Below are 21,098 nucleotides of genomic sequence, written 5' to 3' on the forward strand. Positions count from 1 at the left end.
CCTCACCCCTAACCCCTAATCCCTAACCCCTAATCCCTAACCCCTAATCCCTCCCCTACACAAATCTAAACTTCTTCAGGGCCAAAGTTTTGGGACAATCAAAGTCGGTCTAATAACTCAGCATTTATAGTCCATACTCTAATCGGACTCCGCGTGATTTCAGTTCAAAAGGGAGAACATAGTCATGAAATTGGCTTACTGGATGTATGCAGGCCCAGCGCATATTGGTACACTGCGAATTGCCAGTTCATTTAAAAACGTTCATGCGATCATGCACGCGCCTCTTGGCGATGACTATTTTAACGTGATGCGCTCCATGCTATCGCGGGAGAGAAATTTTACCCCAGTCACTACCAGCGTTGTTGATCGCAACGTTTTAGCTCGTGGCTCCCAAGAAAAGGTGGTAGACAATATTACCCGTAAAGACGCTGAAGAACACCCAGATTTAATCGTCCTCACTCCCACTTGCACTTCTAGTATTTTGCAAGAAGATTTGCACAACTTTGTGGAACGTGCTCAGTTGGAAGCTAAAGGGGATGTGATGTTAGCGGATGTGAATCATTACCGCTATAACGAATTGCAAGCCGCCGATCGCACCTTACATCAAATTGTGCAATTTTATATCGAAAAGGCTCGCAAGCGGGGTGAATTACCAGCAGAGAAAACCGCAAAACCGTCAGTTAACATTATCGGCATTTCTACTCTGGGTTTCCATAACCAGCATGATTGCACAGAGTTAAAACGGCTGATGGCTGATTTAGGAATTGAGGTGAATACTGTGATTCCTGAAGGCGCTGCGGTTAATGATTTGAAAAAAATGCCGCAAGCTTGGTTTAACTTGGTTCCTTACCGCGAACTCGGTTTAACAACAGCCCGTTACCTAGAAGAACAATTCGGCACACCTTATGTAGATATTACTCCAATGGGTGTAGTGGAAACTGCACGGTGTATCCGCAAAATTCAGCAGGTAATTAACGCCCAAGGTGCTGAAGTTGGTTACGAAGAGTACATTAACGAGCAGACATTGTATGTATCACAAGCTGCTTGGTTTTCTCGTTCCATTGACTGTCAGAATTTGACAGGGAAAAAAGCTGTGGTGTTTGGCGACAATACCCACGCCGCCGCCCTGACGAAGATTTTATCACGGGAAATGGGAATTCATGTTGTTTGGGCTGGCACTTATTGCAAGTATGATGCTGATTGGTTCCGGGAACAGGTGAGCGAGTATTGTGATGAAGTGCTGATTACCGATGATCATGGCGCAATTGGAGATGCGATCGCTCGTGTCGAACCTTCCGCTATCTTCGGTACTCAAATGGAACGCCATGTCGGTAAGCGTTTAGATATTCCTTGTGGTGTCATTGCTGCTCCCATCCACGTGCAAAACTTCCCCATTGGTTACAAACCATTTTTGGGTTATGAAGGGACAAATCAGGTAACAGATTTAATCTACAATTCCTTCACTTTGGGAATGGAAGATCATCTTTTAGAAATCTTCGGTGGACACGATACCAAAGAAGTAATTACTAAAGGAATTTCGGCTGAATCTGATTTGAATTGGACAAAAGATGGTTTAGCAGAATTGAATAAAATTCCTGGATTTGTGCGGGGTAAAGTCAAGCGGAACACCGAGAAATTTGCCCGCGATCGCGGTTTCAAAGAAATCAGCGCTGAGGTACTTTATGCAGCTAAAGAAGCTGTCGGGGCTTAGGATTTAAATAAAATTTATTAGGGAGTTAAGAGCAATCTTGACTCCCTATTTTATGCATAATTTTAGTGATCACCATGTGATATTATTTTATTTATATATTAATAATTATTTAAAAAACTATATTAAATATGAATGATGACATAGCGGCATTGTTCGCAGAACTTCGTGAGGCTGGTATTAAACATAGTCCAGAAAAAGTTGTGCGGATTGCTAAACAACCTGATGGGAAAATCGTGTTTTTAGAAGAGGGCAAAGCTGGTAAAAAGGGTAGTGGTTTAGCGCACATAATAGAGCAGCATAGAGATGATTTTGCCAGACGTGGAATTTCAGAAGACGAAATAGCGGATGCTGTCATCGTTGCTATAACTAGAGGAACATTTCTTGGTTATCAGGGAACGGTAGAACCTCGTCGGGAAATCTACGAAATAATTTTCAATGGAGAAACACAATATATAGCCGTGACAGTAAGTAATAATGGTTATATAGTTGGAGCCAACCCTGCCTCATTACCATAATTCCACCTGAATCATTATGGCAATAAAGATTAAACTAATGGCTGATTATGGATGCGATCCTTTATGGTGGGCAGATACTGATAAAGTGGGTAACATCGATCCAGTCAAACTACCCCTAAGTTCAGGAATTATTAGCCGATTGCAAAAATGGGCGTCTGCTTACAATGCAACATTAAATTGGGATGACCCAGCTAATTCACCAGGTTTTCTCAATGAACGTGCGGAATCTGCTTTTGAAGCAGAAGGTGTTAGCTTGTGGAAGCAGTTGCAAAAAGAACTTGCACCTAATTATAAAGTTGTTTATTTCAGTGAGTCATTACGTAAGGTTGTAACTCATCCTGATGAATTAGAAGTTTTGCATGTTAGTAATTTTCAAGAGGGGTTAGAGACTAGGGGATAGGGGATAGGGAAAAATATTTTCATTGTTTCTTGTCAGCTTTTGCTCAAGGTCAAATTTAGTAAGCATTTAAGCTAAATGCTGACTCTTTTCGGTGTTTTCCGCAAGCAAACTGGAGTTTGTTTAGTCATTTAAGCTAAACGCTTTCTCATTTCGGTGTTTTCCGCAAGCAAACTGGGGTTTGCTGACTCATTTGAGCTAAATGCTTTCTCATTTTGGTGTTTTCCGCAAGCAAACTGGAGTTTGTGTACTCATTTGCGTAATTCCCGCAATCAGATGAGCGATCGCTATCATAGCTGGAGAAATTCCCAAAGCGATCGCAAAGCTTTAAATTGAAAAAGAATCATATAGGACATTTATGAAATACAACTTGCAAACACTGGCTCAACTTTACAAAAACGCACTCCTCAACGATGTACTCCCTTTTTGGGAAACTCACTCGATTGATTGGGAGCAGGGCGGCTACTTTACTTGTCTTGACCGCCAGGGTAAAGTATATGATACAGATAAATTTATTTGGTTGCAAAATCGCCAAGTGTGGACTTTTTCCATGCTTTGCAACCAGTTGGAAAAGCGGGAAAATTGGTTAAAAATTGCGAGCAATGGTGCAAATTTCCTCTCTCAACATGGCAGAGACAGTGAGGGTAATTGGTATTTTGCTCTCACCCGTGGAGGTAAACCATTAGTTCAACCTTACAATATCTTTTCTGATTGCTTTGCAGCAATGGCTTTTAGTCAATACGCTCTCGCTGCTGGGGAAGAGTGGGCGAAGGATGTGGCGCTACAAGCTTACAATAATGTTTTGCGTCGCCAAGATAACCCCAAGGGTAAGTATACCAAAACTTATCCAGGTACGCGCCCGATGAAATCTTTGGCTGTGCCGATGATTTTAGCTAACTTAACTTTAGAAATGGAGTGGTTATTACCTAGTGAAACTTTGGAAAATGTTTTAACCGCAACTGTTGAGGAGGTGATGAATGATTTTCTGGACAAAGAACGGGGATTAATGTTTGAGAATGTTGCTCCTGACGGTTCCCACATTGATTGCTTTGAAGGAAGGTTGATTAATCCTGGTCACGGTATTGAGGCGATGTGGTTTATTATGGATATCGCTCGTCGTCACCAAGATGCAAAAACAATTAACCAAGCTGTGGATGTGGTGTTAAATATCCTCAATTTTGCTTGGGATGATGAGTATGGCGGGTTGTATTATTTTATGGATGCACAGGGATATCCACCGCAGCAACTGGAATGGGATCAAAAGTTGTGGTGGGTTCATTTAGAGTCTTTAGTTGCATTAGCGATGGCTTATCGTCTCACAAAACGTGAAGTCTGTTGGCAATGGTATCAAAAAATCCATGATTATGCTTGGTCGCACTTTGCAGATGCAGAATATGGTGAATGGTTCGGCTATCTTAATCGTCGTGGGGAAGTATTGTTAAATCTTAAAGGTGGAAAATGGAAAGGCTGCTTTCATGTACCCCGTGCATTATATCTTTGTTGGCAGCAATTTGAGGCGTTGAGTCAAGAGTCAGTTTAGTTAAATTAAAAGTAGATTTATCGGATGAAAATTTTATGGTTGTTACCCCGAAGCGATTCACCGTTGACGAGTATCATCAGCTAATTGAATTGGGATTTTTAAAGGAGGGCGATCGTCTAGAATTAATTCACGGAGAACTGATCCAAATGGTAGCGAAAGGAACACCCCATACAGTTTGTGGCGCTATTCTGTGCCAACAACTTGATCGTCTATTAGCCGATAGGGCTACTGTTCGCGCACAAGATCCAATTACACTTCCTGATGATAGCGAGCCAGAGCCAGATGTCGTTATAGTACGCGGAAATCACCTTGATTATCTGGCTCATCATCCTTACCCTGAAGATATTTTACTAGTTGTGGAGATTTCTGACTCCACACTGATCTACGACCAAACAAAAAAGCTAGCTTTGTATGCAGAAGCGGGAATTTTTGATTACTGGATAGTGAATTTAATTGTTAATCAGCTTGAAGTTTATCGTCAACCTTATAAAAATGCTCAAGGTGAATATAGCTATGTTTACAAACAGATTTGTCTACCCCATCAATCAATTGCTATTCCTGGATTTGAAGATGTAATTTTAAATTTAAATAGAATTTTTCCCAATTTTTAGTAATAGATTTTGTAGGTTGGGTGAAGTGTAACGCAACCCAACCTACTTTTAATGAACTACTTGGTATTTTCCTTCAACTCACGGGCGCTTCTCTTCGCGGTGCTGGGATAAACAGAACCGAAATCTTTGACAGCTTCTGCTGATTCTTTACCAATTCTCTTAATTCTTTCCCCAGGGTCGCCCTTAGTTTCCCGCGCTTCTTGATTCCATTCACCAGTTGTTTTTGGTCTTTCGGAGTTATCTTGATGCACTACTCGATCAAGACTTTTGGTTACAGCTTTGCTAGCATGATTACCATCAACATTTGTTGTCAACACTACAAACCCAACTATAGCAATTGCTAAAAAACGTTTGAAGTGGAGGTCTTTAAGTACAGAACCGATGTGAGCAACTGCTCTAGAAATCAGATTTGTCATGATAAAACTCCGTTAATTTATTCTCAATGCTTTGCACAGTTTTGCGATTTTCAGAGTAAAAATTTAGAGCACACGAGATACTCTGAACTCAATTAGAATAACTATAAACTCCCGAAAAATTCCTCTAACAGAAGTCGTAGCTTCGTTGTAAATTTCAACTACTTCCGGCGACAATTAAATCTCTGTTGCAAGCAAGATGCTAATTTTCCTACAGTTATGCAGACTTGATGCGACTATTACGGTACGATATCCCCTAATTGCCTTTGTGCAATTTATGTGGGGAGCAAGAAGATGACAGAAAATATGATAGTACCGGATACAGACAATTTTACTAATATTGCCGAGCAATTTACGCCGCAAGGAAGAGTGACAGATATTCAAGCTTTTGGTAATGGTAATATAAATGACACCTTTTTGGTGACATTAAATTCTCCAGATATTCAGCATTTTGTCTTGCAACGCATCAATACACATGTATTTAGACAACCAAAGCTGGTGATGCAAAACATGCGTATCTACACTGAACATGTTTATCAACGGTTGCAAAAGACACCAGTTAATCGGCGCTGGGAAGTACCCCGCGTACTGTTAACTCAGGATCATCAGGAGTATTGCATAGATGAAGCTGGTTCTTTCTGGCGAGCAATTAGTTTTATTGAAAGTTCGCAATCTTTCGATACCCTAAAAGATGCATCTCTAGCTAGGGAAATTGGCTATGCGCTGGGTACATTCCATCATCTCATCAGCGACTTACCCCCAGAAAACTTAGCTGACACTCTAGCAGGATTCCACATCACACCGCTTTATCTGCAACATTATCAGCAAGTGCTGGCAAAAACTAGTGTGCAAACGTCCCCAGAAGTTAATTATGGCTTGCAATTTGTGAGCGATCGCACAACCTTTGCAGATATTCTCGAAAATGCCAAAGCTACAGGTAAATTACCTCTGCGTCTCATGCATGGTGATCCGAAAATTAACAACGTCATGTTTGATATGATTACTGGCAAAGCCGTTAGTGTGATTGACCTAGACACAGTAAAGCCCGGTTTAGTACATTATGATATTGGCGACTGTTTGCGGTCGGGTTGCAATCCTGCAGGCGAAGAAACTGAAGACTGGGAAAATGTTTACTTTGAGCCGGAGCTTTGCCAAGGTATATTGCAAGGATATCTTGCTGTCGCCAAAGCTTTTCTCACAGAAAATGATTACATCTATATATATGATGCCATCCGCCTGATTGCCTTTGAATTAGGGTTGCGATTTTTTGCTGATTATTTAGCCGGGAATGTTTACTTTAAAACCAAGTATCCCGAACACAATTTAATTAGAGCGCTGGTGCAATTTAAATTAACTGAAAGTATCGAAGCGCAAGCAACAACAATTGACCAGATTATTCAGAAAATGAAATGAATTCTCAGCCGTTTTTCCTCAAACCTTTTTTTGCTTCCGAGTCCTTACCGACCGTCAACATTACAGGTAACATAGCTCGAACAGACAATCATCTCGCTATCGAGTATACAATCAGCGGCGACCTCAAAGAAATCATCATTGCTTCGCCAACAGATACACCAACTAGAAAACATGAATTGTGGGAGAATACCTGTTTTGAATTTTTCCTTGGTGTGAAGAACTCTACTCAATATTGGGAATTTAATTTTTCTCCTAGTGGAGATTGGAATGTTTATCGCTTTGATGATTATCGCCAAGGAATGCGAGAAGAAACAGCTTGGACACAGTTACCGTTTAGTGTACAAAATTTAGCTGACAGTTTAGCGATCGCTCTCCAGATAAACTTAAATCAAATCCTCTCACCAACACAAGCCATCGAAGTTGCTATCACCACCGTCATTCAACACAAAGACAGCAAAATTACTTACTTTGCTCTCACCCACCAAGGCGCAGAACCAGACTTTCACCGTCGGGATAGTTTCACCATAGAACTGTGAATTTGTCAATTATTTGTTATTGATTATTTCTCCTACATCTTCCTCACTGAGACAATTACTGATAAATAAAAATTTATAACGCAAAAATAGCACAATACAAACTTATTACCGCGCCACCACGCAAGGAAAAATTACCCACTTCTGCATTTACCGTTGTATCTCCCGCAACGAAGTAAAAAAAAGCTCACTTAACCCAAGCCATTTTGGCAATAAAAAATCAGGGGATGCGTGCTAAGTTTTAAATCCATCATCTTGCGTTCCCACCCATGCATTTGTACTATTTACAACCCCAACACCTAGAGGAATTAGCCAAGAGCAGTGGCATAGATTTACACACGGTGAGGCTAAATTTTCTGTCTCTCCAAGGCGCAAACACCTATGAATACTTGTTAATTTCAGAACTACTTCCCCGCACCAACACCGGAATGGTAAAATGTGGCTGGCTACAACGTTACGCCCACATCAGTGCAGGTGGTTGGTGGTGTTCTGGACTAGATCCCCTCAACAATTGGCAATTAATGGAGTGGGGATGCTTCAAGCCCAACCAACCCCGACAAAATAACGACGGAAAGCCCATTAAATACGAGCATCCCCCCAGCACCCCCACGCGATTATTTTGTTTGCGAGTTCCGCTACATATATGGGAACAAGTAGCCCAACGTTATCACCTCACCATGCCTGACAATATCAGCATTGCTCCCAATGGAGAAGCTTTGGGTTTTTGGTCATGGGTGATGACACAAAACATTCCCATAGTAATTTGCGAAGGCGTCAAAAAAGCTGCAGCGTTGTTAACACAAGGTTACGCAGCCATCGGAATTCCTGGAATCACCAGCGGTTATCGAGTCATCAAAGACAAATTTGGTAAAATTACCCGTCGTCAGCTAATTCCCGACTTAGCAACATTTGCAATTAAACAACGCAGCTTTTATATTTGTTTTGATTTTGAAACTAAACCTAAAACAATAGCCGCTGTTAATAACGCCATTTCCCAACTTGGCTTTTTATTACAAGAAAAAAATTGCCCAGTCAAAGTTATTGAACTACCGGGATTAGAAAAAGGTGTTGATGAATTTATTATTGCTAAAGGTGCAAATAATTTCGAGAAAATCTATCGCCAAAGTCTTGATTTAGAAATTTATCTAGCCCAAACCAAACCCCATACAGAATTAACTATTCCTGCTGCTCTTACCGTCAACTGTCAATACTTAGGAGAAATTCCCTTTCCCACCACCGGGTTAGTAGGAGTGAAATCCGCCAAAGGCACAGGTAAAACCACAGGATTAAAAGCCGTAGTTAACCGAGCTAAAGCTACAAATCAACAAGTTTTATTAATTACCCACCGCATCCAATTAGGGCGGTTTTTATGTGAAAAAATCGGCATTAATTGGGGAATACCTAAAAAAGAAATAGAGACAAGTCATCTTCCCAACCAATTACCCACAGCATCATCGGTTATAACTTGGGAAACCAACACAACCCAGAGGCTCTCCAATTCCTTCGGCTTATGCATTGATTCTATTTGGAAACTAAATCCTCAAGATTGGCAAGGCTCAATCATCATTCTCGATGAAGTAGAACAGTCATTATGGCATCTCCTGAATAGCAATACTTGTAAACAAAAGCGTGTTAAAATTCTCAAAATCTTTCAGCAGTTAATTTCCACAGTTTTAACAACAGGGGGATTAATTATTGCTCAAGATGCTGATTTATCTAATGTTTCTTTAGAATATTTACAAGGCTTATCGGGAATTAAATTAACTCCTTGGGTACTCGTCAATCAATGGCAACCTCAACGCGGTTGGGATGTGACATTTTATGATTCTCCTAACCCCACACCACTAATTCATCAACTAGAATTAGACTTAATCGCCGGACGCAAATGTTACGTCACCACAGATAGCCGGACTGGGCGTTATAGTTGTGAAACCATCGAACGTTACCTCAAAGAAAAACTAGAAAAATTACGACAGCAATTTCCTAAATCCTTAGTGATTAGTAGTCACACAACAAATACACCAGGACACGCAGCAGTTGATTTTGTTGCAGATATTAATCAAAAAATTATTGAATACAACACAGTTTTTGTGACGCCGAGTATTGGCACAGGAATTAGTATAGATATTCAACATTTCGACCGCGTTTATGGTATTTTTCAAGGAGTAATTCCCGATTCAGAAGCAAGACAAGCATTAGCCAGAGTCAGAGATGATGTACCGCGTGTTGTTTGGTGTGCCAAGCGAGGTATCGGTTTAATTGGTAGCGGTAGCACGAATTATCGCTTGTTATCTCATTGGTATCAGGAAAATCAAAAAGATAATTTAGCGCTGCTGAGTCCTTTACATAAAATAGATGTAGATTTGCCCTTAGTTTATGACCCCATACATCTACGAACCTGGGCGAAACTATCCGCTAGAGTCAACGCATCTATTCGTCTCTATCGCCAATCTCTTCAAGATGGTTTAATTGCCGATGGACATCAAATTTGGACTCGGAGTAACGCCGTTCACAACAACATTATTCGAGATTTAAGACTGACATTTTTAGCGACAGAGCCAACAGATTTAGCCACTCGCCAAAGGTTAATTTTAGAAATTGTCAAAGTTAAAAAAGATTGGGAACAAAGTCGCCAAAAAGCCAAAGAAATTAAGCGCAAAATGCGAGACATTAAATTGCAAAATCAATTAGTAGCAGCAACCGCTGTCGCCACAGCCAGAGATATCGACTATGTTGAATATGAACAGTTATTAGTCAAGCATTCTCTCACCGACGCAGAGCGCAACCAAATTCATAAATACCTACTCAGACAAAGATATGGCATCACAGTTACCCCTCTATTAAAACTACAAGACGAAAAAGGTTACTATTGCCAATTATTACTTCATTATTATCTCACCCATGAAAGCGAGTATTTTCACATCCGAGATCAACAAGAATGGTATCAACAATTATCTTGGGGTGATGGTCAAGTTTTTCTTCCAGATTTAAAAACTTACACCCTCAAAGTAGAAGCCATGCGAGCTTTGGGAATGCTACAATTTCTAGAACCAGAACGAAAATTTAATGAAAATGACCCAGATTTAATTCTCTTAAAAAATCTCGCTTCCCAAAACAATAAACACATCAAAAGAGTCTTAGGAATTAACTTAGTAGGAGACAAACAGCAGGTTTCAACAATGACAATCCTCAGCCGCCTATTAAATTTGTTGGGTTTGAAACTGCAGCGGCTAAATAATGTCTACCAAATTGATGCACAAACAACAAAAGACGGGAGACAACAAATATTTGCCATTTGGCATCAACGGGATCAACTAATGTTAGCTCATGTGAAGAGTCACGATTGCGAAATAAAGGATAAAGGTCTATCCTCTGCGCCTCTGCGCCTACCCTGCGGGAAGCCGCTCCGCGTCTATGCGTGAGATAAAAACCAACCCACCATTCAGCAACGCCGATTTTTGAATTACATATTCAAATTCAGCAACGCCGAAAAACGACTAACCCATCCATGCAATATTGATCAACCAGCATTCATCATATGCGAACATAATAACTTGTAGCCGACATCTGCATAGAGGTTTAACGTGGATACCATCGCTATCCCTACCCCCAATCGCCCAATTAATGCCACAGTAGAGATTCCTGGTTCTAAGAGTATTACTAATCGAGCATTACTGGTAGCTGCATTAGCTCAAGGCGACTCGATTTTAGAAAATGCTTTATTTAGCGACGACAGCCAGTATTTTGCCAAATGTTTAGAAAATTTGGGTATTCCCATCACACTGAATTCTCATCACGCGCAAATTCAGGTGTCGGGAAAAGGTGGAGAAATTCCCACTCAACAAGCAGATTTATTCGTCGGTTTAGCGGGAACAGCCGCTAGGTTTATCACGGCGATGGTAGCATTGGGTAATGGTGAATATCGCCTCGATGGTGTACCTCGAATGCGGGAACGCCCCATGGGTGACTTGCTGAAAGTGTTGCAAACAGGGGGGACAACCGTTAATTTTGAGGGCAATCCTGGTTTTATGCCCTACACTATTTACGGACAGGGATTTGCTGGTGGACATATCCGCTTACCAGCTAATCAAACTAGTCAGCAACTATCAGCATTGTTGATGATTGCACCCTACGCTCAAGCAGATACAACTATTGAAGTGGAAGGGACGCTGGTTTCTCAATCTTATGTACAGATGACATGTCGCCTGATGGCAGACTTTGGTGTAGAAGTCAATCAAAATGGCGAAAATCTCTTTCAAATTCCCGCAGGTCAGCGCTACCAGCCTAGGAATTATACTATAGAACCAGATGCGTCTAATGCTTCTTACTTTTTTGCTGCCGCCGCCGTCACTGGTGGAAGGGTGCGGGTAAAGTATTTGACTAAAAAATCCTGTCAAGGTGATATTCTGTGGCTAAATGTTTTAGAACAGATGGGTTGTCAAATTGAGGAAGGGGATGATTACACCGAGGTGAGGGGGCCGAAACAATTGCAGGGCATTGATATTGATATGAATGATATGTCAGACTTGGTGCAAACTTTGGGAGCGATCGCACCTTTTGCCACTTCACCTGTTACCATTCGGAATGTGGAACACATACGCTACAAAGAAACTGAACGCATCCGCGCCGTTGTCACCGAATTACAGCGCCTAGGCGTGACAGTAGAAGAATTTGCAGACGGGTTAAAGATTGAACCCAGCGTAATTACTCCCGCACCCATTGAAACTTATCACGACCACCGCATGGCAATGGCATTTGCTGTGACCGGTTTAAAAGCACCAGGAATCATCATCAAAGACCCCAATTGTACAGCAAAAACCTTCCCAGATTACTTTACTCGATTCTTGCAGATGATCGAAAATTAATTATTTCCTCACTCATTCATTCCCCAATAGGAACTATATAATGTCTAACATCCTTACAGAAATGCCCGTACTAGCTCGTCATGAAGGAGATTGGGTAGGCACATATACAATAGTTGATGCTACAGGTAGAATTATTGATAACTATGCATCTCACTTAACTTGCCAATTTCCCGAAAATAGCCCCTTTTCTTACTACCAAATCAATCGCTATAAATGGCCTGATGGTAAACAAGAAGAATATAGATTTCCCGGAAATTATTGTGAGCAAAAACTGTGGTTTGATACAGACCGCATCCAAGGCAAAGCCTGGGAAGTAGACGACTCAACAGTGATTTTGTCATTCGTTTATAAAGCAGCACCAGAGATTAGCGTCTACGAAATGATCCAAATTAGCTCTGATAATAACCATCGTGCTCGTACCTGGCATTGGTTTAAAAATCATCAAATTTATCAACGCACCCTCATCAACGAAGAACGATTAAAAGAATCACTGTAAAATTGTCTCAGAATAAATCAAATCCATATTATATTTATCAGGTGCGTTACACTTTGTTAACGCACCAATAGTATTTAATCTCAAGAGTTTCAACTATGGCCAAAAACGACAAAATTAATTTCTCTAATCCTAGTGGCTTTCCCGAATTTCTGCCTAGTGAAAAACGCCTAGAATTATATTTATTAGATACCATTCGCAGAGTGTTTGAAAGCTATGGATTTACACCTATCGAAACTCCCGCAGTTGAACGTCTAGAAGTGCTGCAAGCTAAAGGCAATCAAGGCGATAATATCATTTATGGTATTGAACCGATTTTGCCAGCAAATCGCCAAGCAGAAAAAGACAAAGCCGGCGAAACAGGTTCAGAAGCGAGAGCGTTAAAATTTGACCAAACAGTTCCTTTAGCAGCTTACATTGCGCGTCACTTAAATGAATTAACGTTTCCTTTTGCTCGTTATCAACTCGATGTAGTTTTTCGTGGTGAACGAGCAAAAGATGGGCGATTCCGTCAGTTTCGCCAATGTGATATTGATGTAGTTGCTCGAACGCAATTGAGTTTACTTTATGATGCTCAAATGCCGGCAATTATCACTGAGATATTTACAGCAATTAATATCGGTGATTTTCTAATTCGCATCAATAACCGCAAAGTCCTCACAGGTTTCTTTCAGTCAATGGGAATCGCTGAAAATAAAATTAAAACCTGTATTAGCATTATTGATAATTTAGAAAAAATTGGCGAAGCTAAAGTTAAACAAGAATTAGAAAAAGAAGATATTTCAGCAGAGCAGACTGCAAAAATTATTGATTTTATTAAAATTAATGGCAGTGTTGACACAGTTTTAGAAAAACTTCAACATTTAGCGCAAAGCCTCCCAGAAGCAGAACAATTTGCTTTAGGAGTGAGTGAATTAGCAACAGTAATTACAGGCGTGCGTAACCTAGGAGTTCCCGAAAATCGTTTCTGTATTGATTTAGCGATCGCTCGTGGTCTAGACTACTATACAGGCACAGTCTACGAAACAACTTTACTAGGACATGAAACTTTAGGTAGTATTTGTTCTGGTGGTAGATACGAAGAATTAGTCGGCACATTTTTAGGCGAAAAAATGCCTGGTGTCGGTATTTCCATCGGTTTAACGCGGTTAATTAGTCGCTTGCTAAAAGTCGGAATTCTTAATACCTTAGCTGCGACACCAGCACAGGTAATGGTAGTAAATATGCAAGATGAATTAATGCCAATTTATTTAAAAATTTCTCAGCAACTCCGCCAAGCTGGTATCAATGTAGTCACTAGTTTTGATAAAAAAGGTTTAGGAAAGCAATTCCAACTAGCTGATAAACAAGGAATTCAATTTTGTGTAATTATTGGCTCCGAAGAAGCAACAGCACAAAAATCTGCACTTAAAGATTTACAAACAGGTGAGCAAATAACAGTAACTTGGGATAACTTAGCCGCAGAAATTAAACAAAGATTGAAGGATGAAGTATGAAGGATGAAACCAATATCAGAGAAGATTGGGGTGGAGACGGTAGAGGAAGAATGAATTTATCGGGGAGACACACAGCAATTTCTCCTACATATATACCCCGAAAATATCAATTCTTTCATACGAACATTGTCACCATAGAAAATGATTGGCGAATACCAGGAATGCCAGATAATGTAATAACTGGAAACCGTCAACTATTAACATGGCATGATAACGGTGCATCTACTGCCAAAATAACTCTACCACCTAACTTTGCAGCCCCAGCCGGCGTCTTCACCGCAGATTTAGAAATTTTCGTCCTCAAAGGTACAATTCAAATAGATGAATGGCAACTTAGCAAACATAGTTATTCATTTATCCCTGCAGGTGTGAAAGTAGGCCCTTGGCAAGTTTTAGATAGAGAAGTTGAAATTCTTTGGATGGAAAACAGCCTCCTCAAATATACAAATGCAGAGCATAATCATCCAGACGCCAAATTACACGAATTCATCCCCGCATTAGATAGTAAATTATTACCTTGGAGTAAATCAGATACAGTTCAATTTGTGCAAGCAAGCAAAAAATGGCTGAGAAAAGATAGCCAAGGAGGGGGCGTATGGTTGCTGAGTATATTGCCACATTATGACGGCAAATATCAAATGATTCAATCATATAATGAAGAATCTTACGGTCTAGCTGGGTACTGCGATATCGGCAATTATCGCTTTGCAAAAGACAATTTTGGTTACGTTCCCAGCTTCACAACAGTCCCCAGACACACAACAGACGATGGCGGTTTATTCTTCGTCCGCATTGACAGAGATTTATCCAAACACGGAACAGTTTTATCATACATCCATCAAGATTAATTTCCAGTTACTAAACCTCTTACAAAAGTCGTTCTTAGCGTTCTTTTCTTTGCGCCTTTGCGCCTTTGCGCGATAAAAATCATCCCATCAATATGCAAAACCAATAATCTAACATCTCTTTAAATAACGCCCAATTGGCGAACCTAAAACCTGACCGTTGTCATAAATCAAATTTCCTCGCAAAAAAGTACTTTTCACGCGCCCCGTCAACTCCATACCTGCAAAAGGAGTGTAACCTTGTTGCGATTCCGATTCCGCAGCATTCACCGTGAAAGTTTCATAGGGATTAACTAACACCAAATCTGCATCATAACCAATCGCAATATCGCCCTTTTCTAACAAACCAAAACGCCGAGATGGGTTCCAAGATAACAATTTAGCCATGTGGTTGTAAGACATTCCCCGCTTACTACCTTCACTAAATACACCTGAAAGCAAATATTCTGTACCACCAAAACCAGATTTTGCTAACCAAATATTATTCGGGTGTTTAACACTTCTTTTTTGTTCAGCAGCACAACAAGCATGATCACTAACTATCCAATCTACTTGATGATTAAGCACTGCTTGCCATAAATATTCTACATCAGCACGGGGACGAATTGGGGGGTTAACTTTCGCCCAAGTATTCGCAGGAGTATCAACATCTAAAAGCAAATGTCCCACAGTTACTTCTCGGCGAAAGTTAATATGAGGAAAAGCAGTTTGCATAGTTAAAGCTGCTTCCATTGCTTTACGCGAACTCAGATGCAATAAATTGATATTGGCACAATTAGTTTCATGAGCTAAATAAGCAGCAATGCAAATTGCTAAACCTTCCGCATGAGGGGGACGCGCCGCACTGTAAGCCTGTAGCCCACTCAAACTAGAATCATTTTCTACTATTTTTGTATAAGCGTTCAAAATCTCCGCAACTTCGCAATGTAAACTCAAACTAATAGTATCTTTTGCTTGTGGATGTTTGGCAATTAAACGAGTGATACCGCGCATAATAAATTCAAAATGAGCAAAGTCATACCTTTCCTCTTTATTAATCATTAAAAACAGGTTTTGTTTCTCTGATAAACCATGCAATCCATAACCACCATAAAACATGAATATTTTAAATGAAGATACACCATATTCCTCAAACAATAATGGTATTTCATCAATATGTTGTCCAGCGATAGGGGCGACATGATAGCTGTAATCAACAAAGAAATTACCTGCAGATAACGCTAAAACTTCCGGAAAAAAATCTTGATAAGAGCCACCTTTATTGAGATAATACTGCCCTGTGCGGATGTAGTTGAGACTAGTTGTGACTCCCCCCATTGCAGCTGCTTTGGTTTCTGTGACTGCATCTTTGTCTAGAGGTTGATAAATACCAATGTGCATGTGGGCGTCCACAACCCCTGGAAACCCTAGCAAATTTTGGGCATTAAATACTTCTTTACCTTCATCTGGGTTAATATTAGGAGCTATCTGAGCAAATTTCCCGTCTTTAATTCCTAAATCCAGTAGTTCAACAGTATCTTGATGGGGGCGAACTACATGTACATTTTTAATGATTATATCTAATAAGGGAGATTCAGACACAACATACCTCACGATAAAATGATTATATAACCCAAAGTCCAGATAATATTAATATAGATATGTTTGATTGCAGCTTTGTCTCAGTTCCAATTCAGAACTCTGGGCATAGTTTTTTAGTCAGTAATGCTCACACCCTACCGGAAGTTATATCAAATTCCCTAAATATGTAACATTTTTTGATGAAACCATCTGCAGGAGAGAAACAAATGGCAGTTTTTAATGAATATCATCTAGATGCAAAGCAATTTCCTTTTCTCAAGAACTTTCAAGAAAATTGGCAAGTGATTAGAGATGAATTTATATATTTTAAGCAACAGGCGTCTGATGAAGAATTAAAGTTTGCTGATGAGATATTAAGTCCTAAAAACAAAACGATTAAAACTAAAGGTAATGCTAAATATAGCGCTTTGGGAATTTTGTTTCAAGGTATGTTTATTGAAACATATATCCAAAATTATCAAATCACATATCCTGATTATCAACCAAATGAGGCAGCAAATAAAGCACTGGCTTTGAGAACAAAATATTTTGCCAATTTGGCTCAAGTGATAGCAACAGTTAACGTTGATGATCCAATTATTAGAAACGTTTATTTTGGTACATTCCATCCAGGTTTAGACGTCAAGCTGCATGTAAATTATAACCCGCACATGAATCGTGGATATTTAGGATTGATTGTACCTGCAGGGGATGTGGCTATGAAAATTTGCCACGATTTATTTTATTGGCAGGAAGGAAATTTCATGATTTTAGATCATAGCTATCCCCACTGTCCACATAACTATACGAATTATGACAGAACTGTCTTAGTGGTAGACTTTTTTAAGCCAGACCAGCCGAGGGAAGACGTCTTGCAATTTGAAAAAGAGCAAGTTACAAAACGTATGCAAGATAATCCTTATAGTTTAGGTGTTTTCGGTAAAAATGATCAGGCTAAAACTGAAGATTTTATCAAGTATGGTTTGGCTCATCAGCTAGAATGGGATAAAGCTTTATGAGCTAAATATAGCAGTTCCCAATTACATGAAAAACACTCTTTTGAATGTATTCGTAAACTGTAAAAATTATGAATTAATATCAAAAAAGAGTAATATTGTTGTGGGTGAGAGTGTGTTTTTTAGCGTTGTAATCCCGACTTATAATCGCCAGCCAATTTTAGCTAAGTGTCTGCTAGCTCTAGAAGCACAAGAGTTGACAGACATGAGTGCTGTTACTGGTTATGAAATTGTTGTGGTAGATGATGGCTCTACCGATGGTACATTAGCATGGTTAGAGGAGAATAAAGACCAGTTTCCTCATGTCCGCTGGTTTGAGCAAGACCATGCTGGCCCTGCAGTAGCTCGAAATTTAGGGGTAAAACAGGCAATAGGAGAGATAATTATCTTTATTGATAGCGATTTAGTCGTGCTATCGAACTTTTTGCAAGCCCATGCAGATGCATTATTGCAAGGAAAAGAGAAATTAGCAAGCGATCGCTTTTTTACTTACGGTGCAGTAATTAATACTAGTAACTTCGCCAATCCCACCGCTGAACCTTACAAAATCACAGATTTCTCAGCCGCATTCTTTGCTACCGGTAATGTAGCTATCCCTAAACATTGGTTAGAAAAAGCCGGACTCTTTGACACCAGCTTTCAACTTTATGGCTGGGAAGATTTAGAACTAGGCGTCAGATTAAAAAAACTCGGTTTAAAACTAATCAAATGTCCAGCAGCCGTTGGTTATCACTGGCATCCACCATTTAGTTTAGCGCAAATTCCCCGCTTAATTGACCAAGAAATGCAACGCGGTCGCATGGGTGTTTTATTCTATCAAAAACACCCCACTTGGGAAGTACGAATGATGATTCAAATGACTTGGTTTCATCGCTTATTGTGGGGTATTCTCTCTCTCAATGGCGCACTAAACGAGCGGACAATGGCACCATTTTTGCAATGGCTAATTAATCTAGGTAAACCCCAATTAGCTTTAGAAATCGCCCGCATCTTTCTCAATTGGTACAACGTCAAAGGCGTTTATGAAGCATATAGCAAAATCAATTAAATAAAGTGATGTATCTAGTTTGTAGTCAGAACTTTAGTTCGGCTACTAAATCCCTGACTACAAACTCTAGCATTTTAACTCAAATTAACTCGCACAATTACATCATTGAAATCTTGATCACCACCATTTGGTAAATCCTCAAAGCCAAAAGTGTTATTACCTAATAGCCGAACATGATTCACTTGTTTGTCGCTATTAGGATTAGCGCCCAAGAACGAGAAATAAACAGGATTTTCGCGGCTGATATATGTGCTGGGATCACCATTAGCAATGATAAATGGTGCAAATATGGCATTAGGACTAAATTTTCCTTGGGCTGTTACCGTTGCTTGATTAATTCCAGTAAAACCTGCGACCCTACTATTAATTGCTGCTTGAGTGTAACCAGAATCCCCAGGTTTATAAACTGTACCATTAATATTAATAGTACCAGTTTCATCAGTCACTTTATAAAAGCCAATAAAGTTATCATAACCTGCTTCTCTGTTGATCACAAAAGTAGCGTTGACCTTATCAGTCACATAAAGCAGTTCTGCATTTGTAGCGCCTTGCTGACCAGATGTATTACTCAAACCTGAATCTAATGGTTGATTGGTCGCTTGCAGATTTACCACTAGATTTGGGAAGCTGAGAGAGAAATTACCATTTCCTGAATCTTTGATATTTTGGGTAGCTGAAAACACTACATCACCGTAGCTACCTTTATTGATAACACTCTTAGTTGTATTGCCTTGAACCAAGTAAAATCTGACATTAGCATCAGAATTTAATTGCAGCGATCGCACTACATCACTATTATTAAATCCATTCGGTAAATTAGCAATAGTGGAGAAAAGTATCTTGGCTCTTGCTAAGGCTGCTTTGGCGTAACCTTCCGCACCTGGAAGCAGTGAATTACCTGCACTATCTCTAATAGTACCCGCTGCATCATCAACATTAAACACACCCAATTCATTCAATTGATTAGCATTAGGAGTGCTGCTAATAATGTTAAATTTGAGTGTGCCTTTACCATTGTCACCTTTGATATTAAAAACATCATTATTACCCTTGGTCAATTGAGCAGGGATAACAATATTGTTGACATTAACAGTCAAGGATTTATCAAAAGAAAGTCCACCTTGGTCTGTTGTTTTAACGCGAATGCTATAACTAGGTTTAGCTTCAAAATTGGGAGAGCTATTGATTTTGAGTTGGTCACCATCAATGGTAAAAGCAGCATTATCAGTATCACCACTACCAGCAACTAAGCTGTAGGTGAAAATATTACCAACATCAGGGTCAGTAGTATTAAAGCTAGCAATTACCGTCCCCGCTGCGACATTTTCATTGATACTGATAGCACTTAATGCTGAATTTGTTGGTGCTTGTACACGGGTGTAAGTAATATTTTGAGCTTTATTTCCTGCCACAAAATTGTCAGCATTGATTGTAAAGCCATCAGCGACAAATTGTAGCCCTAACCCTAAATCAGCTATTTCTCCTAATAAGTTAGTTAATAATAATGCTTGACCATCATTAACTTGAGTATAAGTCTTGCCATTATAGGTGAAGTTAACTTTCAAGCCTTCAGCTATTGTCACTTGCTGGTCAGCCGTTGTCCCTTGATTAAAAGCTATGCTTCCTGTTAGGCTTTTGTCTGTGCTGTTGAAATTGTAAATTGTATTGAATACTAAATTGGTCGGTGTTTCATTAATATCTTTGACTGTAATTGTTAATGGTTTTTCAAATGTCAATCCGTCGTTATCTGTTGTTCTAACACGGATGCTATAACTAAGTTTAGCTTCAAAATTGGGAGAGGCATTGATTTTGAGTTGGTCACCATCAATGGTAAAAGCAGCATTATCAGTATCACCACTACCAGCAACTAAGCTATAGATGAAAGTATTACCAACATCAGAATCAGTAGTATTAAAGCTAGCAATTACCGTCCCCGCTGCGACATTTTCATTGATACTGATAGCACTTAATGCTGAATTTGTTGGTGCTTGTACACGGGTGTAAGTAATATTTTGAGCTTTATTTCCTGCCACAAAATTGTCAGCATTGATTGTAAAGCCATCAGCGACAAATTGTAGCCCTAACCCTAAATCAGCTATTTCTCCTAATAAGTTAGTTAATAATAATGCTTGACCATCATTAACTTGAGTATAAGTCTTGCCATTATAGGTGAAGTTAACTTTCAAGCCTTCAGCTATTGTCACCTGTTGGTCAGCCGTCGTCCCTTGATTAAAAGCTATGCTTCCTGTTAAGCTTTTGTCTGCGCTGGTGAAATTGTAAATCGTATTGAATACTAAATCTGTCGGTGCATAAATGCGGCTGTAGGTAACAGTCTGAGCACTACTAGGAGCAGAGACAAAGAAATTTTCAGCATTAACGGTGAAAGCATTAGTAACAAATTGCAATCCCAATCCTTGACTGGAAATTTCGCCTAATGAGTTGGTCAATAATAATGCTAAAGCGTCATTAGCTTGAGTATAAGTCTGCCCAGTGTAAGTAGCAGAAATATTTAAGCCTTCTGCAAGTGTTACTTGTTGATCTACAGCCGCAGCTTGATCAAAAGAAAAATTCCCCGTGAGACTTTTATTAGCGTTAGAAAATTTATAATAGATGAGTGAGCTAACCATTTTTTACCTCATTAA

17 protein-coding genes are annotated in these 21,098 nt (G+C 39.7%); 14 read left to right on the forward strand and 3 right to left on the reverse strand.

What is annotated here, in order from left to right; genetic code table 11:
* The first annotated feature begins 184 nt into the window (after window positions 1-184).
* From bchB to MIC7126_RS0124680, 5 genes are all read left to right on the forward strand, one after another.
* Window positions 185-1,711 (forward strand): ferredoxin:protochlorophyllide reductase (ATP-dependent) subunit B, encoded by a 1,527-nt coding sequence (gene bchB / locus MIC7126_RS0124660; RefSeq protein WP_017655797.1) that lies wholly within the window; start codon window positions 185-187, stop codon window positions 1,709-1,711.
* A gap of 149 nt (window positions 1,712-1,860) precedes the next feature.
* Window positions 1,861-2,226: a hypothetical protein gene (locus MIC7126_RS0124665; RefSeq protein ID WP_238553714.1), complete on the forward strand. Its 366-nt coding sequence runs from the start codon at window positions 1,861-1,863 to the stop codon at window positions 2,224-2,226.
* A 16-nt stretch (window positions 2,227-2,242) separates the two neighbouring features.
* A complete protein-coding gene (locus MIC7126_RS0124670; RefSeq protein ID WP_026100506.1) occupies window positions 2,243-2,626 on the forward strand; it encodes a hypothetical protein in 384 nt (127 codons plus the stop codon).
* A gap of 355 nt (window positions 2,627-2,981) precedes the next feature.
* Window positions 2,982-4,163, forward strand: coding sequence for a n-acyl-d-glucosamine 2-epimerase (locus tag MIC7126_RS0124675; protein ID WP_017655800.1), 1,182 nt, complete (start codon window positions 2,982-2,984; stop codon window positions 4,161-4,163).
* Between the two features lie 35 nt (window positions 4,164-4,198).
* Window positions 4,199-4,774 (forward strand): Uma2 family endonuclease, encoded by a 576-nt coding sequence (locus MIC7126_RS0124680; RefSeq protein ID WP_017655801.1) that lies wholly within the window; start codon window positions 4,199-4,201, stop codon window positions 4,772-4,774.
* 56 nt (window positions 4,775-4,830) lie between these two features.
* Here the strand turns inward: MIC7126_RS0124680 and MIC7126_RS0124685 are convergent, their stop codons facing one another.
* The gene (locus tag MIC7126_RS0124685) at window positions 4,831-5,190 is read right to left on the reverse strand and encodes a hypothetical protein (protein ID WP_017655802.1); all 360 of its coding nucleotides are present in this window, start codon (window positions 5,188-5,190) and stop codon (window positions 4,831-4,833) included.
* 291 nt (window positions 5,191-5,481) lie between these two features.
* On the opposite strand from MIC7126_RS0124685, the gene MIC7126_RS0124690 reads away from it, so the two are divergent.
* The 7 genes from MIC7126_RS0124690 to MIC7126_RS0124720 all read left to right on the forward strand — a co-directional run bounded on the left by MIC7126_RS0124690 (window position 5,482) and on the right by MIC7126_RS0124720 (window position 14,835).
* Window positions 5,482-6,600, forward strand: coding sequence for a phosphotransferase enzyme family protein (locus MIC7126_RS0124690; protein ID WP_017655803.1), 1,119 nt, complete (start codon window positions 5,482-5,484; stop codon window positions 6,598-6,600).
* Complete coding sequence (locus tag MIC7126_RS0124695) at window positions 6,597-7,136, forward strand: DOMON-like domain-containing protein (RefSeq protein ID WP_017655804.1); 540 nt, start codon at window positions 6,597-6,599, stop codon at window positions 7,134-7,136. The genes MIC7126_RS0124690 and MIC7126_RS0124695 overlap by 4 nt, the downstream gene beginning before the upstream one ends.
* A gap of 266 nt (window positions 7,137-7,402) precedes the next feature.
* On the forward strand, window positions 7,403-10,555 hold the full coding sequence (locus MIC7126_RS0124700; protein ID WP_017655805.1) for a plasmid replication protein, CyRepA1 family: 3,153 nt from the start codon (window positions 7,403-7,405) through the stop codon (window positions 10,553-10,555).
* Between the two features lie 162 nt (window positions 10,556-10,717).
* Window positions 10,718-11,998 carry a 3-phosphoshikimate 1-carboxyvinyltransferase gene (aroA, locus tag MIC7126_RS0124705; protein WP_017655806.1) on the forward strand — a complete coding sequence of 427 codons (1,281 nt, stop codon included), beginning with the start codon at window positions 10,718-10,720 and terminating at the stop codon, window positions 11,996-11,998.
* A gap of 40 nt (window positions 11,999-12,038) precedes the next feature.
* Window positions 12,039-12,494, forward strand: a complete 456-nt coding sequence (locus MIC7126_RS0124710) for a DUF3598 family protein (RefSeq protein WP_026100507.1) — start codon at window positions 12,039-12,041, stop codon at window positions 12,492-12,494.
* A gap of 95 nt (window positions 12,495-12,589) precedes the next feature.
* Window positions 12,590-13,987 (forward strand): histidine--tRNA ligase, encoded by a 1,398-nt coding sequence (gene hisS / locus MIC7126_RS0124715; protein WP_017655808.1) that lies wholly within the window; start codon window positions 12,590-12,592, stop codon window positions 13,985-13,987.
* Window positions 13,984-14,835: a DUF4437 domain-containing protein gene (locus MIC7126_RS0124720; protein WP_017655809.1), complete on the forward strand. Its 852-nt coding sequence runs from the start codon at window positions 13,984-13,986 to the stop codon at window positions 14,833-14,835. Before hisS ends, MIC7126_RS0124720 begins: the two co-directional genes overlap by 4 nt.
* Window positions 14,836-14,943: 108 nt before the next feature.
* Here MIC7126_RS0124720 and MIC7126_RS0124725 read toward each other — a convergent pair whose 3' ends face one another.
* Window positions 14,944-16,413: an amidohydrolase family protein gene (locus tag MIC7126_RS0124725; RefSeq protein ID WP_017655810.1), complete on the reverse strand. Its 1,470-nt coding sequence runs from the start codon at window positions 16,411-16,413 to the stop codon at window positions 14,944-14,946.
* A 206-nt stretch (window positions 16,414-16,619) separates the two neighbouring features.
* On the opposite strand from MIC7126_RS0124725, the gene MIC7126_RS0124730 reads away from it, so the two are divergent.
* Together MIC7126_RS0124730 and MIC7126_RS0124735 are read left to right on the forward strand one after the other, a co-directional pair.
* Window positions 16,620-17,411, forward strand: a complete 792-nt coding sequence (locus tag MIC7126_RS0124730) for an aspartyl/asparaginyl beta-hydroxylase domain-containing protein (protein WP_026100508.1) — start codon at window positions 16,620-16,622, stop codon at window positions 17,409-17,411.
* Window positions 17,412-17,523: 112 nt separating this feature from the next.
* The gene (locus MIC7126_RS0124735; protein WP_026100509.1) at window positions 17,524-18,456 is read left to right on the forward strand and encodes a glycosyltransferase family 2 protein; all 933 of its coding nucleotides are present in this window, start codon (window positions 17,524-17,526) and stop codon (window positions 18,454-18,456) included.
* 74 nt (window positions 18,457-18,530) lie between these two features.
* Here the strand turns inward: MIC7126_RS0124735 and MIC7126_RS28745 are convergent, their stop codons facing one another.
* Window positions 18,531-21,083, reverse strand: a complete 2,553-nt coding sequence (locus MIC7126_RS28745; RefSeq protein WP_017655813.1) for a DUF4114 domain-containing protein — start codon at window positions 21,081-21,083, stop codon at window positions 18,531-18,533.
* Window positions 21,084-21,098 lie beyond the last annotated feature (15 nt).

The organism is Fortiea contorta PCC 7126 (assembly GCF_000332295.1).
Taxonomy (GTDB): domain Bacteria; phylum Cyanobacteriota; class Cyanobacteriia; order Cyanobacteriales; family Nostocaceae; genus Fortiea; species Fortiea contorta.